Source organism: Roseibium algicola, from assembly GCF_001999245.1.
Taxonomy (GTDB): Bacteria; Pseudomonadota; Alphaproteobacteria; order Rhizobiales; family Stappiaceae; genus Roseibium; species Roseibium algicola.
Genome location: NZ_CP019630.1, coordinates 5,384,757 through 5,400,077, shown reverse-complemented (window position 1 = coordinate 5,400,077; position 15,321 = coordinate 5,384,757). Strand labels below are relative to the sequence as shown.

The 15,321-nt window shown below is 57.4% G+C and carries 12 protein-coding genes; 9 read left to right on the top strand and 3 right to left on the bottom strand.

Features of this window, described 5'->3' with window-relative positions:
• The first annotated feature begins 13 nt into the window (after positions 1 to 13).
• Complete coding sequence (locus B0E33_RS25125; protein ID WP_077292734.1) at positions 14 to 1,495, top strand: protein adenylyltransferase SelO; 1,482 nt, start codon at positions 14 to 16, stop codon at positions 1,493 to 1,495.
• Between the two features lie 155 nt (positions 1,496 to 1,650).
• Positions 1,651 to 3,714 (top strand): M13 family metallopeptidase, encoded by a 2,064-nt coding sequence (locus tag B0E33_RS25120; protein ID WP_077292733.1) that lies wholly within the window; start codon positions 1,651 to 1,653, stop codon positions 3,712 to 3,714.
• A 42-nt stretch (positions 3,715 to 3,756) separates the two neighbouring features.
• Here B0E33_RS25120 and B0E33_RS25115 read toward each other — a convergent pair whose 3' ends face one another.
• Entirely contained in the window at positions 3,757 to 4,344 is a 588-nt protein-coding gene (locus B0E33_RS25115) for a TetR/AcrR family transcriptional regulator (protein ID WP_055654588.1), read from the bottom strand.
• 126 nt (positions 4,345 to 4,470) lie between these two features.
• On the opposite strand from B0E33_RS25115, the gene B0E33_RS25110 reads away from it, so the two are divergent.
• From B0E33_RS25110 to B0E33_RS25090, 5 genes are all read left to right on the top strand, one after another.
• Positions 4,471 to 5,154, top strand: coding sequence for a PspA/IM30 family protein (locus tag B0E33_RS25110; RefSeq protein ID WP_167579598.1), 684 nt, complete (start codon positions 4,471 to 4,473; stop codon positions 5,152 to 5,154).
• A 15-nt stretch (positions 5,155 to 5,169) separates the two neighbouring features.
• Positions 5,170 to 5,451 carry a YiaA/YiaB family inner membrane protein gene (locus B0E33_RS25105; protein ID WP_022998340.1) on the top strand — a complete coding sequence of 94 codons (282 nt, stop codon included), beginning with the start codon at positions 5,170 to 5,172 and terminating at the stop codon, positions 5,449 to 5,451.
• A gap of 102 nt (positions 5,452 to 5,553) precedes the next feature.
• The gene (locus tag B0E33_RS25100) at positions 5,554 to 8,973 is read left to right on the top strand and encodes an acyl-[ACP]--phospholipid O-acyltransferase (protein WP_077292731.1); all 3,420 of its coding nucleotides are present in this window, start codon (positions 5,554 to 5,556) and stop codon (positions 8,971 to 8,973) included.
• A 229-nt stretch (positions 8,974 to 9,202) separates the two neighbouring features.
• Positions 9,203 to 10,264, top strand: coding sequence for a hypothetical protein (locus tag B0E33_RS25095; protein WP_156912481.1), 1,062 nt, complete (start codon positions 9,203 to 9,205; stop codon positions 10,262 to 10,264).
• A 16-nt stretch (positions 10,265 to 10,280) separates the two neighbouring features.
• A complete protein-coding gene (locus tag B0E33_RS25090) occupies positions 10,281 to 11,039 on the top strand; it encodes a hypothetical protein (protein WP_077292729.1) in 759 nt (252 codons plus the stop codon).
• A 32-nt stretch (positions 11,040 to 11,071) separates the two neighbouring features.
• Here the strand turns inward: B0E33_RS25090 and B0E33_RS25085 are convergent, their stop codons facing one another.
• Positions 11,072 to 12,439, bottom strand: coding sequence for a pyridoxal phosphate-dependent decarboxylase family protein (locus tag B0E33_RS25085; RefSeq protein ID WP_077292728.1), 1,368 nt, complete (start codon positions 12,437 to 12,439; stop codon positions 11,072 to 11,074).
• A gap of 39 nt (positions 12,440 to 12,478) precedes the next feature.
• On the opposite strand from B0E33_RS25085, the gene B0E33_RS25080 reads away from it, so the two are divergent.
• Both B0E33_RS25080 and B0E33_RS25075 read left to right on the top strand, forming a co-directional pair.
• Positions 12,479 to 12,856, top strand: a complete 378-nt coding sequence (locus B0E33_RS25080; RefSeq protein ID WP_206051393.1) for an ArsR/SmtB family transcription factor — start codon at positions 12,479 to 12,481, stop codon at positions 12,854 to 12,856.
• Positions 12,857 to 13,058: 202 nt separating this feature from the next.
• Positions 13,059 to 13,487: an HIT family protein gene (locus B0E33_RS25075; RefSeq protein ID WP_062488617.1), complete on the top strand. Its 429-nt coding sequence runs from the start codon at positions 13,059 to 13,061 to the stop codon at positions 13,485 to 13,487.
• An 87-nt stretch (positions 13,488 to 13,574) separates the two neighbouring features.
• On the opposite strand, the gene B0E33_RS25070 is transcribed toward B0E33_RS25075, so the two are convergent.
• A complete protein-coding gene (locus B0E33_RS25070; RefSeq protein ID WP_055654603.1) occupies positions 13,575 to 15,188 on the bottom strand; it encodes an ABC transporter substrate-binding protein in 1,614 nt (537 codons plus the stop codon).
• Positions 15,189 to 15,321 lie beyond the last annotated feature (133 nt).

Genomic DNA, 15,321 nt, shown 5'->3' with positions numbered 1-15,321 from the left:
CACTGTAGGTTCCATGACCGCCCGACCGCCCATTTTCCAGTTCGACAATTCCTACGCACGGGACCTGCCCGGCTTTTATGTGGCCTGGGAAGGCGCGAAGGTGCCAACGCCGCAGCTTGTGGTGTTCAATCGTGAACTTGCAAAAGAACTCGGCCTTGATTCCAACCTTCTGGAAACATCCGAAGGCGCAGAGATCTTTGCCGGGGTCCGTCAGCCGGACGGCGCGTCCCCCCTTGCCCAGGTGTATGCCGGCCACCAGTTTGGCGGCTTCTCGCCACAACTGGGGGATGGCCGCGCGCTTCTTCTCGGAGAGATTATCGACAGCACCGGCAATCGGAAGGACATTCAGCTGAAAGGGTCGGGACCGACCCCCTTCTCCCGTGGTGGAGACGGCAAGGCTGTCGTGGGACCGGTCCTGCGCGAATATATCCTCGGCGAAGCCATGCATGCACTCGGCATTCCGACGACACGAGCATTGGCAGCGGTAACTACCGGAGAAACCATCTACCGGGATGGTCCGAAACCGGGCGCAGTGTTGACCCGTGTCGCCGCAAGCCATTTGCGGGTCGGTACCTTCCAGTATTTTGCGGCACGCGGTGAAACGGAAAAAGTCCGCCAGCTCGCCGACTACGCCATTGCCCGCCACGATCCGGATCTTGCCGGACAACCGGACCGCTATATCCGGCTGTTTCGGGGAGTAGTCGAGCGCCAGGCAGCGCTGGTCGCCAATTGGGTGCTTGTCGGGTTCGTTCACGGTGTCATGAACACCGACAACACGACGATTTCCGGCGAAACAATCGACTATGGCCCTTGCGCCTTCATTGACGCCTATGATCCGGCAGCCGTGTTCAGCTCCATTGACCACGGTGGACGATACGCGTTTGGCCGCCAACCCGTCATCATGCAATGGAACCTTGCCCGGCTTGCCGAAACCCTTTTGCCCCTGATCCAGCCCGATGATCTGGACAAGGCAGTCGAACTGGCAAGCGCCGAACTTGGCCGCTTTCCTGATATCTACCGCGCAGCCTGGCTGAACGGGATGCGCGCAAAGCTGGGTCTAGTTGAAGAAACCGCGGAAGATCAGGACCTGTTCGAAACGATGCTTTCGATCCTGCAGGAACAATCGGTCGACTACACGCTCTTTTTCCGGCACCTGAGCGAGGCTGCTGTCGGCGCCCCGCAAAAACTGCGCGAGCTTTTTGTCGATCCGACGCAGATAGACGGCTGGCTGGAGCGCTGGATGCAACGTCTCGAAAGTGAAGGCAGAGCGCCTGCAGATACCAGAACGGCGATGAACCTTGTCAATCCGCTCTACATTCCACGGAACCACAAGGTGGAAGAGGCACTCCAGAGCGCGGAAACTGGAGAGTATTTTTTGCTCAATGAGTTACTGGATATTCTAAAAGCTCCGTATGAAGAACGAACAGGCTTTGAGAGCTATGCCCTTCCTGCCCCGGAGGCGTTTGGTCCCTATCAAACCTTCTGCGGAACGTAAGACCAAACCTTGCGCCCGACACAGTCGGCTCGATTGCGCAAGGTGCCACTTCGCTCTCGAACGCCGTTGCCACAACCCTTGCACTAATCGGATTGCCATCTGCAGCCGGAACTCTATTCTAACGCAGGGTAAAAAGCATTCCCGGGGGCGCTGAAATGAAATTTATCCCACTTCTGCTGACGAGCACTTTGCTGCTTTCCGGATCTGCCTTCGCTGAGGAAAACAGCCTCCCCCCGCTGACCCCGGACGACCTTCAGTTCTCGCCCGAGAATATGGATACCTCTGTGGATCCAGCCGACGATTTTTATCGCTATGCTTCAGGCAAGTGGCTCGACCGGGTGAACCGGCCAGTGGACAAGGCGAGTTGGGATATTTTTTCGATCATCGGCGAAAGACTGATCAAGCAGCTTGCAGCTGTTGCGAAAAAGGCAAGCGAGAGCACCGCGGAAGCGCCCAAGGGCAGCCCGACGCAGCTCGTTGGCGATTTCTACAAAGCCTATATGAATGTCGAGGCGATGGATGCTGCAGGCATCGAACCGATCCAAAGTGACCTGGACGCCATCGAAGCCCTGGAAACCCTGGATGACCTCACCCGGTTCGCGGCTGACCAGGCAGCAATGTCCGGACCGGCCCTGTTCGCGATTTTCGCACCCAGTGCAGATCCAGCGGACAGCAAGCGCTACGCAATTTTTTCAGTAGGTCCCAGTTTCGGCGTTGAGGACCACCATCTCGAACTCTTGCGCAATAAGGAAGGCGATCCGCGCATTCCTGCCTACCGTGCCTATGTGGCGGAAATCATGAAGGTCGCCGGTTATCCGGAGGACGTTGCTGCTCGCATCGCCGACATCACACTTCGAATAGAAACAGCGCTTTATGCCGGGATACTGACGCCCGAGGAAGGCAACGATCCACGCAACCGCTACAGCAAACTTGGTTATGAAGAGGTCCAGGCACAGGTGCCGGAATTCGACCTCGATCTATATCTTGAAACAGTCGGCTTCGAGAAACCCGATGCAGTCTTCATGTTCGAACCAAGGGCTCTGCCAGAACTCTCGAAAGTGCTGAAGGAAACACCGCTTGAAGATCTGAAAGCCTATGCGGCTTTTCGGGTTATTGAAAACTACAAGGAATTCCTGACATCAGCCTTCGAAGAACCTGCCAAGGAATTCAATCTTGTCCTGACCGGTGCACGAACGGACCGTCCTCGCCAGGAGCACATGTACGACCTGCTGAAAGAGAACCTCGGCCATCCTGCCAGCCAGCTCTTCGTGGAAACCTACTATTCCGACGAGACCAAGGCCGAAGTCATCAAGATGGTCGAGCGCATTCACGGGAAGTTTCGCGAGCGCGTCGAAACGCGGGATTGGTTGTCGGAAGATACTCGCGCCGAAGCCCTGAAGAAGGTCGACACCTTCTACTACAAGGTCGGCTATCCCGATGAATGGGTCGATTATTCCAAACTCGAGATCGGGGCCGATCCCGTTGCAAACATGCGCAATCTTGGAGCCTTTTCCATGAACCGCATGCTGGAGAAAATTAAGAAACCCGTCGTGCACGAGGAATTCAACACGCAGTCAACGCTGCCGATCGTCATCAATGCCGCCTACACGCCTTCCATCAACGGCTTCGAGGTAAATGCGGCCATCACCCAGCCGCCAGCCTATAGCCACGATATGGACGCTCCCTTGCGCTTCTGCCGGATCGGCGCGGTCATCGGCCACGAAATGACTCACGGTTTCGACAGCGGTGGCCGCCGATACGATGCGGAAGGCAACTTCCGTGACTGGTGGACGGAAGCCGATGCAAAGGCCTTCGACAGGGAAGCCCAGAAACTGATCGACCAGGCCAACGCCTTCGAAGTGCTGCCTGGCCTTAACGCCAACGGCCCCTTGAATGTCCGAGAGAACATGGCCGATGTCGGCGGCATCACGCTCGCCTATGAAAGCCTGATGGATTATCTGGCCGAGCACCCTGAGGAAAATGTCGAGATAGATGGCCTGTCGCCGGCCAAGCGCTGTTTCATCGGTTGGGCCCAGTTCTGGACGGCCAAGGCCTCCGACCCGTTCCTGCGCATGCTTGTCGCCGGTGACGGGCATCCTCCTAGCCCTTACCGAGCTTTTGCGGCCCTACAACATGTCGATGCGTTCTACGAGACTTTCGGCATCGAGGAGGGCGACCCGATGTGGCTGCCACCGGAGAAACGGGTGAGAGCCTGGTAAACCTCAGCAGGATAATCTCCAGCCTGGCAGCCAGGGACCTCCCTACCCTGCCAGGCGCTCGACCAGAAAGTTCATTTCCTGCTCCAGCTTTTCTCCCGACAGGCCGACGAACCGTGCTTCCAGGCTGATCGTGACGAGACCGTGTACCGCCGCAAAAGCGGTACGTGTCCGGGCTGCGAGATCTTCTTCCATCATGCTTGGATCGAGTTCGCGCAACGGTGCTGCGATGAAACCGAGAAGCGCGATATTTTCCTGAATATGCCACTCAGGCACCGCCTTGCCTTCAGGCAAGTGATGGCTGAACAATGTCATCCAGAGGTTTCGATTGTCGCGCGCAAACGCCAGATAGGCCAGCGCCAGCACCTTGAGCCGTGCCAAGGGCTCATCCACGGTTTCGACTTTCGATGCCATCAGATCCTTGATGCGGCCGAGCGTTACCGAGTTGACCGCAAGCAACAACGCATCCTGGTCCGCGAAATGCTTGTAGACCGACCCTACCGAGTAACCGGCATCAGCCGCGATCTTTCTGATGTTGACCGCTTCCATGCCCCCTGCTTCCACGGCGGCAATCGCCGCTTCCAGAACGCGACGATGGGTTTCTTCGCTTTTTGCTTTTTGAACTCCGGCCATTAACCGTATCGCACCTCAAAAGTGAACTTTGTTCATTTTTCATCTTGACCTAATCAAAATGATGTGGCTTTGTCAAATAGTGAACAACGTTCACCTTTTGAGAGAGGCACGATGTTTGAGCCATTCATGAACCAACTGAGGGCGCTGTTTCTAACCAGCGCCGAGGAAAGCCGGGACAATCAGTCTCTTGCTCTCCTCTCCATCAACACGCGTACAGCCGCCGCTTCCGTCCGGGCTGCCCAGGTTGCTCTGGCCCGCGCCAAGGCAGAACAGCAGCAGGACCGCAAGCGGCTGTGGCAAATCAATGCATCCCTCGAAGATCTGGAGAACAGGGCTCGCAACGCCCTCCTCAAAGGTCTTGAACCCCTCGCGAAAGAGGCAGCGGAAGCTATCGCACTTCTGGAAGACGAAAAGTCGGCGCTCGAAGAGGCGATCCGATCGTTCGACGGCGATCTTTCAAGCCTCACGGAAACCTTGCATCGCGCCCAGAGCCGTCTGCGCGCCCTCAAGCGCGGTGAACGCACCGTTGAAGTTCGCGACCAGATCCAGAAAGCACAGTCCTTTGGCTCCAGTACCGGCCAGTCGGCGCTCGCCCTTGCAGAAGGACAGCTGGAGGACATCCGCCGACGCCAGGAACGCGACCAATTGGCCGAACAGGAATTCAAGACCTTGTCGGCAGCGGATAACCCGAGTGCGGTTATCGAAAAACTGGGCGATGCCGGTTGCGGCGCGCCTGTGAAAACCAGAGCGGACGATGTGCTCGCCCGCCTGAAATCCGACATTCCCCTTCTTCTGGAAAAAAGCAGCTAACACGAGGACAAGACCATGCAGGAACCCACAGTCAAACATTCCAACAACTGGACCATTTTTACCGCCGGCAGTTTCGCTGTTGCCGCTATCATGATGGCCCTGGGCATCTGGAACCTTGAAGCAAGCTTCTCCGCGAAAGGCTTCTACGCAATGGCCGCAATCATGCTGGTCCATACAGCGGTCACCCTGACCAAGACCATGCGTGATCGCGAGGAAGCCAACAAGTTCCATAACCGCCTGGAAGACGCAAAGACGGAAAAACTGCTGATGGACATCAGCAAGCCGGAACAAGTCTGATCCAGAAATTAAACCGGGCGGAGTTTCTAACTCTCCGCCCGGGTTTCAAAGATTGAAGGTTATGAAGCAGATTGACAGATAGCTGCTTCGAAGGAGGACCTCATGAGCGCGTCACTGATGACATCCAGACGTTTCGCACCGCTCTTCTGGACGCAGTTTTTCTCTGCATTCAACGACAATTTCCTGAAAAACGCCCTGGTGTTCCTGGTGTTGTTCCAGGTTGGTGGACACGGCGCAGACGGTGGCAACACCGGTGTTCTGATAACGTTGGCCGGGGCTGTCTTCATCGCGCCCTTCCTGTTTCTGTCCGCACTCGGGGGCGAACTCGCAGACAAGTTCGACAAGGCTCGGATTGCCCGGGCAACCAAGCTTGCAGAAATTGCAGGCGCAGGCCTGGCCGTGACAGGCATGGCCTTGTCCTCCCTCCCCATCCTCTTTGCCGCGCTATTCGTGTTTGGTGCCATGTCTGCCTTGTTCAGCCCGGTCAAATACGGGCTGCTCCCGGATCATCTGCCGGCTTCAAACCTGCCGCGCGCCAATGCCTGGATAGAAGCGGGAACTTTTCTGGCAATCCTGGGCGGCACGATTTCCGCCGGCCTTTTGTTCAGCACCGGTGCTCCCACCCTGATCTTTGCCCCAGTTATGATAGCCTTGGCTATCGCATGTTACGGGCTGAGCCGGCAAATTCCCTCCGCATCGGCAGCAGCCCCTCATCTGACGATTGACTGGAACCTTGCGACATCCACATGGTGCGTGGTGAGAGATCTGGCTGCCGATCGTCGTCTCTTCCTGGTAGCCATGATGAATGCCTGGTTCTGGCTCATCGGTGCCATGGTGCTCGCTGTTCTGCCGCTGATGGTCAAGACGTTCCTGGGCGGTGAAGAAATTGCCGTCACCTATTTCCTGACCGTCTTCGCCGTTTCGATCGGCATCGGGTCGGCAATTGCCGCCTGGCTTCTGGCTGGCCGTGTCGTCCTTTTGCCGGCTCCTGTCGGAACGCTTCTGCTGGCGCTCTTTTGCCTGGATGCGGCATTGACCCTGGCAGGCCTGCCAGCAACCGCAACAGCATCTGGCTTGCGCGAGTTCCTCACCCATGAGGGCGTAATCCGCCTCAGTGTCGATATGGCCGGCCTTGCCATTTCCGGTGCGTTGCTGGTTGTTCCCACCTTCACGGCACTCCAGACCTGGGCGAAACCGCAGGTGCGTGCCCGCCGGATAGCAGCGTCCAACGCCCTTGGCGCTGCCCTGATGACGGTTGGCGGACTGTTGCTGGCAGGAGCCCAGAAACTTGGATTTTCCGTTCCCGCAATTTTTCTGGCGCTGGCCGGGCTGAACCTTGTCGCAGCTATCGTGATGCTCAAGATCCTGCCGACCAACCCGATGCGCGATGCAATCTCGATCCTGTATCGCGCCATCTTCCGGATGGAAGTCAAAGGCCTGGAAAATCTGGAAAAAGCCGGCGAAGCCCCGATCCTGGCGCTGAACCACGTTAGTTTGCTGGACGCTGGCCTGGCTCTGACCCTGACCGACAAGAAGCCGTCCTTCGCCATCGACTATGACATTGCCAGGCGCTGGTGGGTAAAACCCTTCCTGCACCTTGCGAATGCCTTGCCGATCAACCCGTCAAAACCCATGGCCACCCGCGCACTGATCAAGGTGGTGAACTCCGGCGAACCGATGGTGATCTTCCCGGAAGGCCGGCTGACTGTCACCGGCAGCCTGATGAAGGTCTACGACGGTGCGGCCATGGTGGCCGACAAGACCGGGGCCATGATCGTCCCGATCCGCATCGACGGCCTCGAAAAAACGCCGTTCTCCTACCTGAACCCAAGCCAGATCCGCAAGCGTCTGTTCCCCAAAGTGAAGGTGACAATCATGGAACCTACCCGCCTGGACCTCGACGACGAACTGAGGGGACGTCTGCGGCGCGCTGCAGCCGGCGCCAAGCTGTACAGCGTCATGTCCGAACTGATGTTTGAAACCAGCCTGACGGAAGACGTGACGATCCTGGAGAAGGTAATCGCCACGGCAGAAGAATACGGCTACGGCAAGCTGGCGGTTGAGGATCCGGTGTCCGGAAAGCTGAATGCAGGCAAACTGCTGACAGGCGTCTCAGTGCTTGGCCGCAAACTGTTTCGGCACACCGGCGGAGAAGAAACCCTCGGCATCATGCTGCCGAATGCCAATGGTGCTGCCGTTACCGTTCTGGCGACCATGTCTGCCGGCAAGGTGCCCGCCATGATCAATTTCACCGCCGGTCAGGAAAACATTCTCGCGGCTTGCCGTGCTGCGGACGTTCGTACGCTGTTGTCTTCCCGCGCCTTCGTCAAGCAGGCTCGCCTGGAGCAACTGGCGTCAAACCTGGAAGACAACGTTCGCATCATCTGGCTGGAAGATCTGCGCTCTGAAATCGGCTTCATGGACAAGATCCGCGGCCTTCTGACCAAAAGCCGCCCCCTGGTACGCAGGCAGGCGGACGACACGGCAGTGATCCTGTTCACCTCCGGATCGGAGGGAACACCGAAAGGCGTTGTGCTGACACACAGGAACATCCTGTCCAATGCCACGCAGGCAGCCGCCAGGATCGATTTCACCCCGAACGACAAGGTGTTCAACGTCCTGCCGATGTTCCATTCCTTCGGCCTGACCGCGGGGACCATCCTGCCGCTGATATCCGGTGTCCCGGTCTATCTCTATCCCTCGCCCCTGCATTACCGGATCGTTCCGGAGCTGATCTACACCTCCAATGCGACGATCCTGTTCGGTACGGACACCTTCCTCAACGGGTATGCCCGCGTTGCCCATGCCTACGACTTCCGCTCCCTGCGCTACTGTTTTGCAGGCGCGGAGCCGGTGAAACCGTCAACCAGGCAGATCTATCAGGAACGCTTCGGTCTGCGTGTTCTGGAAGGATACGGCGTGACCGAGACCGCACCGGTCATCGCGCTCAACACGCCGATGTACAACCGTCCAGGCACGGTCGGCAAACTGATGCCCGGCATGAAGGCACGCCTTGAGCCCGTACCTGGTGTGGAAACCGGCGGCAGACTGCATGTGTCGGGACCGAACGTGATGGTCGGTTATCTGAAGGCCGAAAATCCCGGCGTCGTCGAACCACTTGTCGACGGCTGGCACGACACCGGCGACATTGTCGAGATCGACAACGACGGCTACATCATCATCAAGGGCCGCGCCAAGCGCTTCGCCAAGATTGCAGGCGAGATGGTGTCTCTGTCCGCCGTGGAAGCCCTGGCGGGTCAGATCTGGCCGCAGCATCTGTCCGCAGTTGCCGCCATCAAGGATGCCCGCAAGGGCGAGAAGCTGGTGCTCGTGACGGAAAACCCGGATGCGGACCGCGCAGCCTTTGTTGAAGGCGCCAAAGCCCGAGGCGCACAGGACCTCATGATACCGGCAGAAGTCCGTGTGGTATCCAAGGTTCCTGTCCTGGGTTCCGGAAAGCTGGACTTCGCAGCGGTTGCAAAACTGGTCAAAGACGGATCTGAACTGGGCGAAGCCGCCTGACATTACGCCCCGACCTGACGCAAGCCGGGTCGGGGTGAATACTGATCACCACACCTCTTTATCTTATCTAGAGAGATTTTTCAGCATCGCCAACAAGACATCAGAAGAACATTTCCCGATCTAAACCGCCAGTAACGCAAGAATTGCCCTCCCGGCGAAACTAAACCTTAAGACGAATGATACAACCTGTGAACGCATACCCAACGCCAGACATTTCCGGAGCTTACGGATGCGTTTTAAAAAAGGATTTGCCGTAGCCTTATGCTTCGGTTTGCTCGCCTGCTCGGATAACGTTCCATCCGGAGACCCGCAGTCCGGTCTGAAGCGCGACATGCGCGGTTACAAGGCATCACCCGGCGTCCTCGTAGCGGAAGACGGGACACCTCATTGGATCCAGTCCGCGGTGACCGGGTACAAGGAAACGACCTTGGACACCGACCTTCCCGCGAAGGTGGTCATGCAGCAGCCCACTGCGTTCTGCCGCTTCCGCAAACCCAACCTCGGAGAATATATCGGCAATGTGCATGTCGGCACAGGCAACATGCATGCGCCGATCTATACCTGGTCGAAAACGAAAATTCGGGAACGGGCACAAAAGCTGGCTGAAAACGCCCAAAAACCAGCCGACGACCCCAGAAAGATCCGTGTCGACACGATGGTACTCAGTGCAAAGGACGACAGTTTTCCTGTTGTCGATGTCGTGGTTACGGAAACCGAAAAGCCGGTCTACCTGATCCTGCAAAACGAATTCGGCAAGATCCTATGGAACATACATCTGGCACCTGGCGCCCGCATCTCGCATGTGGTGGCACTCGGTGTCGGCGATATCGCTTTCGCCAATCTTGATCCTGACGTGCCTGTTGAAATGGCCGGTGCAAGAACCCTTCGTTCCTGCGGTGTTCAGCCCTGGCGAAAGATGCAAGATCACTGGCTTTTCGCAAGAAACGCCAAGGAAAATCCGAGCCTTCATGAAGAGCCCGTTGCCAAGAACAAGGCGGCTTATCGCAAGTACGACAGCTGGTTCAAGAGCGCCTTCGGCATAAGAAGCGAGCAAAATCTCGCGGGCGTGGAACGGTCAACTCATGTGCTCGTTGGGCCACTCCCGGAAAATCTTGATGACCGGATTCCCTTCCGTCCACTGGGGGGATCACTCGTCATCATGACGCCGGTCGAGAACATCGCAGTAGCTGGCAAGTCCGGCTACGAGGACAAGGCGATGGCGCAGATCAGGCCGCTGGTCGACAAGGCTCTCGGACGTGACAGCACCGCCAATTCCAATTCCGGTTCATAAGCAACAGGGAACAGTCTTGAAGCGTATCCTTCAAATCGCCTGCGGAGTGATCTTTTTCGCAGTGACGCTCTACTACGGCTACATCATGTTCAGTGTTGCCAACGTCGCGAACACTGTCTTCGGCTTCAAGAACGATCCGCTGAAAGGACAGGCGACAGTCCACAACGCCAGGCATGGCTCAGGCGGTTCCCTGAAAGACGGCTACGTCGCCCTCACGGACTTCAAAAACCTCGATGCCGGACGGGTGGTCAATATCGTCATGCCCGTATCGGTGAAAGAGCTCTTGAAGGAAACAGGAGCTCCTGCCGACATGGACATGATCGAGGTCTTCATCTCCGGTCAGGCCCCCAGAATCGCGGAAGCCGAATGCAAGCTCCTAGTGAAGACAATTGCATCAAATTGCCGGGTAAAGCTGACAAAAGCCAAGCAATTCAAGGATGATCCGAAATTTGCCGAGATCAGGATGCAGCTTGAGTTCGTAGAGAAGCAAGTCCCCGGTGCATTCGAGACAGAGAAGCCTCTCAACTACCAGGAAGTGGACGCCGATCTGGTGGACAGTGCCGGAATCTATGCCGAAGCCTGGCTGAACGAATTCAAGAACCGACGGGCGAAACTCTATACCACTGCAGCCCGCGCCTGCGATCCCTTGCGGCGTCAGCACGGCAATTGTTCGGTGACTGAAATCAACGTTTTGGGACGATGGGAAAAACGCGAGGAATTCGTGGTCATACGCTCGAACGCAACCCTGTCATATCTGTGGCCCGAAAGGACCTGACCAGGGTCGCGTCTTCTGCAATGTGAACTGCATCAGGCCGGGGCCATCACCTCGGCCTTTGCCTTTGCAACGGCAGCTATCAGCCGGTCCACATCTTCCGTCCGGGTTGACCAGTTCGAGACGCTGATGCGAAACCCCTGTCGTCCTTTCCAGGAGGCCTGACCGAACCAGGCTTCACCGGAAGCCTGAACATGGCCAGCGATGCGGGCACAGGCGTCTTCCGCCCCCGGCAACGTCGCAAACACCTGGTTGAAATGCACCTCATGTGGGACTTCGAACCCGAGTGCTGTCAGATCCCCTGAAATGCGCCTTGCATGACCGTGAAAACGGCTCAGCATGTCCTCAAGACCTTGCCGGCCGAGGGAAAGCAGCGCAGCCCAGGTCTCGGCTCCACGTGCAGACCGGCTGAATTCAGGAGCGCGGTTGGCCGGATTTGATACGGTCGCCGGCAGATAGGTGGCCCCGATTGCCATCGACGCCTGCATTTCCTGCGGATGGCGGCACAAGGCCAAGCCTGAATCATATGGTGTGTTGAGTGTCTTGTGGCTGTCGACCACCCAGCTGTCTGCCTTCTCAAGTCCCTTGAGAGCCGTTGCCGTATCGCTGCAGGCCCTTGCCCACAACCCGAAAGCGCCATCGACGTGAAGCCAGGCACCAGCGGCATTACACTTGTCGCCGAGTTCGTCAAATGGATCGAAGGCTCCGCTGCAAACGTTTCCTGCCTGGCACAAAACGAGCGTGCGATCATCCAGTTCGGGTAGCTTGTCGATCCGCATCCGCCCCTGATCGTCCACTTGCACCCACTCGATCGATTTCGTGGCCAGGCCTGCCATCCGAAGGGATTTCAGCACGGTTGCATGAATTTCTGCGCTGGCGACAATCCGCAAGCCGGGAGCGCCAATCAGGCCCTCTCCTCTTTCGTGGCCAAGGCGCGATAACAGCGTGTCGCGCGCGGTGACCAGTAGCGCCATGTTCGACATGGTCGCACCGGTGGTGAAAGCGCCATCGGTACCTTCAGGCAGCCCCAGAAGCCTAACGATCCAGGACACCGCCGTTTCTTCCATCTTGATCACGGAAGGTCCCGTCAAACCGTCTGCAACCTGATCCCACGCGGAGAGCAAAGCCCGGGCTGCGGAGGCTGCAGGCAATGCACCCCCTATGACATAACCGAAGTACCGACCTGCCGCCGTCGCAACAGTGCCCTCACCGCCCACGGTCTCGAGCAGATCAAGAATATCGCCAACGTCGGCGCCCTGCTCCGGCAAACCTGGATCGAGCTCGGCAAGACGAGACAAATTCGGCCCGACGCGCCGATCCGTCAATTGTTTCAGATAACGCACGCCGCGCGCCGCGCCGTTCGAAAAGGCTTCCGCTTGAAGGCCGAGAAGGCTATTTTCCATGTTCGAACCACCAATCTATATCGAAGAGTATCTATATAGATGAATATCAATATAGATGTAGAGTCAAGTTCATTGGCAATGGCGGCACTGGCGAGCCCTGTGCGGCTGCAGATCCTTTTGTGGCTGCTCGACCCTCGAGCCCACTTCCCCCGCCAGCGGGACGGAGACCTCGTGGATGACGGCGTGTGTGTGGGTTTCATCACCGACAAGGTGGGCCTCAGCCAACCGACCGTAAGCTCGCACATGAAAAAGATGTCGGAAGCAGGCCTGGTAACGGGAAAGCGGATCGGCAACTGGATGTTCTACAAACCCGACAGGACAAGGCTGGAGGACCTGGGGTTGAAGCTCACATGCGCATCGCAAACGGATCCTGAAGCATCAAATGCCGGTCAACGGGCCACCGAAACCGTTTCCTGAACAACCGCGGCTTGAGCAAACTCATCCGGGCGGTTCTGCCGCATGTCGCGGCTTGCAGCTGCAAGAAAACTCGGACTAGATCAGGAGTAACTCTTGATCGGAATCGATTGATAGTCCTTTGATCAACCCTGAAGTGTCGGGGTGGCTCGTTTCTGAACACCGCTTCGCGAAATTCTTTTGCCTATCAGACAGGAATGCAAACATGTCCACGCCCGCTTATGACGACCAGAATGTCTTTGCCAAAATCCTGCGCGGCGAACTGCCGAGCCACAAGGTTTACGAGGACGACAAAACACTGGTGATCATGGACATCATGCCTCGCGGCGATGGTCATGTTCTGGTGATCCCGAAAGCCCCTTCCCGCAACATTCTGGACATCGCGCCGGAAGATCTCAACGCGGTCATGGCAACAACGCAGACCATGGCCAGGGTGGTGATCAAGGCCTTTGATGCCGACGGCACGACCATCCAACAATTCTCAGAACCTGCCGGTGGCCAGGTGGTGTTCCACACCCACGTCCACGTCATTCCACGTTTCGAGGGCGTGTCGCTGAAACCGCACACCGGTGCGATGGCAGACAATGACGTGCTGGCAGCCCAAGCAGAAAAGATACGAGCCGCACTGGCCTGAGCCAGGCGAGCATCTTCAGCCATTCAGCAAACAACAGACAACGCCCGCCCGGCTTCAAACCGGGCGGGCGTTTTTCTCGATGCTCAATCAGCTATCGAACCACCAGCGGCTGCAGGCACGGGCACCGTCGAGCTCCCAGCTCGATGCCAGTTGCTCACCATGCTGAACATTGCTGCGGCGGGCATAAACGAAGTTGCGGAAGAACGGGATGATCGTGCCGCCGTCGTCATGCGCAAGCAGCGCCATTTCCCGGTACATCTCCGCCCGCCTGGTGTCGTCCAATTCGGCTTTCGCCATCAATAGCAGCTCGTTGAAACGTTCGTTCTGCCAATGGCTCTCGTTCCAGGCGGCATCGGACTTGTAGGCCAATGAATACATCACGTCCGGTGTCGGACGTGCGCCCCAGGCCACTACGCAGAACGGTTTCTTCAGCCAGACATCCGAGTAATAACCGTCGTTCGGTTCACGCACGACCTTGATGTCGATGCCTGCCGCCTTGGCATGTTCGGCATAAAGCACGCAAAGATCGACCGCGCCGGAGTAGATGGATTCTGCAGAGGAGATGCTGATGGATAGTCCCTCGGCACCGGCTTTTTTCAGCAGCGATTTCGCCTGATCCGGATCGTAGTCGTGTTGGGGAATGTCATCCGGCCAATAGGGCATGGCTGGCGAATGGTGGAAATCGTTTGCCTTTGTCGCTGCACCAAAGGCGATCTTCTCGATGATCTCGTCGCGGTTCATCGCGAGCTTGAGTGCGTTGCGAACATCCTTGTTGTCAAACGGAGGCGTGTCGCAGAACATCGGCATCGTGAGCGTCGAGGCAGACGGCACATTGTCGATCTCCAGGTTTGGATTGCGCGCAAGCAGACCCATCGTCTTTAGATCGATGAGCGAAACGGCATCCACGTCGCCAGTAACCAGAGCCGTCTGACGGGCGTTCGGATCGGTCAGGATGATCAGTTCCACGCCGTCGAAATGTGCACCGTCCAGATGCCAGCCGTCATGGCGCGTCAGAGAGAACCTGACACCGAAGTCACCGGTTTCGATCTTGTAGGGACCGGTACCGTCGCCCGAAGCCCAGTCGATCGAGCCATCGGCGTTCGCCGGACAGATGGCCAGATGGTAATCGGTCATGAGCCACGGCAGATCCGCATTGCCCGAAGACAGTTTGAAAACGATCGTGTTGTCGCCGTCCTTGACGATATCAGCGACGTCGGTCAGCAGAGCCTTGGCCGCGGAGGTCGTGCTGTCGCCGCGGTGGTGGTTCATCGATGCAATGACGTCGTCGGCTGTCATCTTGCGACCAGAGTGGAAGGTGACGTTTTCGTTGAGCTTGAAAGTCCACTCCGTTGCGTCCGCATTCGCCGTCCATTCGGTGGCGATATCCGGCCCAAGAGACCCATCTGGTTCGATCAGGGTAAGGTAACTGCGGTGAGTATGCGCCAGCACGATCATGGCGATGGTGAGATAGGTGCCCGGATCGTGGGTGTCTGATGTGTTGCCGTCATGAATGCCGACCTTGAAGGTTCCGCCCTGCTTTGGTTGCGCCTTGGCTTTCGTGGTCCAGAGCCCTGTTGCGGCGGAAGCTGCAACACCGGCAGCCATGGAATAGTTCAGGAAATCACGGCGGGAAATGCGGCCAGATCTTGCGGCCTCGCCCAGCTTTTCCAGCATTTCCGTATCTTTGTACTTGTCCTTCATCGTCAGATTACCTCCAAGTTTACAGTCACCATCTGGCTTGCGCCCGGTTTCAATCGTTAACTCTAGGTCGGCTGCGTTTTATCCGATCATCCCCCATTCGAAGTTTAGTGCCGCAAAAACGACGTTTCGTTAG

What these genes read in the sequence shown, in the direction of transcription:
- B0E33_RS25100 (WP_077292731.1), top strand. Translation starts at nt 5,554, where the DNA reads ATGAGCGCGTCACTGATGACATCCAGACGTTTCGCACCGCTCTTCTGG.
- B0E33_RS25115 (WP_055654588.1), bottom strand. Translation starts at nt 4,344, where the DNA reads ATGGCCGGAGTTCAAAAAGCAAAAAGCGAAGAAACCCATCGTCGCGTT.
- B0E33_RS25125 (WP_077292734.1), top strand. Translation starts at nt 14, where the DNA reads ATGACCGCCCGACCGCCCATTTTCCAGTTCGACAATTCCTACGCACGG.
- B0E33_RS25120 (WP_077292733.1), top strand. Translation starts at nt 1,651, where the DNA reads ATGAAATTTATCCCACTTCTGCTGACGAGCACTTTGCTGCTTTCCGGA.
- B0E33_RS25075 (WP_062488617.1), top strand. Translation starts at nt 13,059, where the DNA reads ATGTCCACGCCCGCTTATGACGACCAGAATGTCTTTGCCAAAATCCTG.
- B0E33_RS25110 (WP_167579598.1), top strand. Translation starts at nt 4,471, where the DNA reads ATGAACCAACTGAGGGCGCTGTTTCTAACCAGCGCCGAGGAAAGCCGG.
- B0E33_RS25080 (WP_206051393.1), top strand. Translation starts at nt 12,479, where the DNA reads ATGAATATCAATATAGATGTAGAGTCAAGTTCATTGGCAATGGCGGCA.
- B0E33_RS25105 (WP_022998340.1), top strand. Translation starts at nt 5,170, where the DNA reads ATGCAGGAACCCACAGTCAAACATTCCAACAACTGGACCATTTTTACC.
- B0E33_RS25095 (WP_156912481.1), top strand. Translation starts at nt 9,203, where the DNA reads ATGCGTTTTAAAAAAGGATTTGCCGTAGCCTTATGCTTCGGTTTGCTC.
- B0E33_RS25085 (WP_077292728.1), bottom strand. Translation starts at nt 12,439, where the DNA reads ATGGAAAATAGCCTTCTCGGCCTTCAAGCGGAAGCCTTTTCGAACGGC.
- B0E33_RS25070 (WP_055654603.1), bottom strand. Translation starts at nt 15,188, where the DNA reads ATGAAGGACAAGTACAAAGATACGGAAATGCTGGAAAAGCTGGGCGAG.